This window comes from Pseudomonas sp. NY15374 (assembly GCF_048068255.1).
Taxonomy (GTDB): domain Bacteria; phylum Pseudomonadota; class Gammaproteobacteria; order Pseudomonadales; family Pseudomonadaceae; genus Aquipseudomonas; species Aquipseudomonas machongensis.
Genome location: NZ_JBLUPZ010000034.1, coordinates 1 through 378 on the forward strand (window position 1 = coordinate 1; position 378 = coordinate 378).

At 60.1% G+C, this 378-nt stretch carries 1 protein-coding gene; it reads right to left on the reverse strand.

Going from position 1 to position 378, the window contains the following annotated elements:
• The coding region (locus ACNFHO_RS27400; protein WP_416767972.1) for an immunoglobulin-like domain-containing protein at window positions 1–378 on the reverse strand (378 nt) is incomplete at both ends.

Here is a 378-nt window from a genome sequence, read left to right on the forward strand (position 1 = left end):
TGCTGGCTGGCCGCCGACGTACACGTCATCAGGGGCGTGGATGGTGATGGTCCCGGTGGCGCTGCCAGCCGGAACAGTCACTTTCGTGCCATCCGAAAGAGTGAAGGTCAGGCCGCCGTGGCCTTTGACATCCAGGCCCTGGGCATTGGTCAGGGTGACGGTGTAAGTGATCTCGCCGCCTTCGGACACGGTAGTTTTATCAGCCGTCAGGGTCGCGACGACTTCACTTTCAGTGTCAGCGATCTGAACGGTAGCCGAGCCGCCGAGCTCCAGGTTTTCGAAAGTCTTGCCTGGTACGGAAGCGTCGGAAATACCAACGGTCAGGGAGCCCGAGTCTTTGAAGACGTCATCGCCCTGAGCAGGAGCCTTGTACTCGAC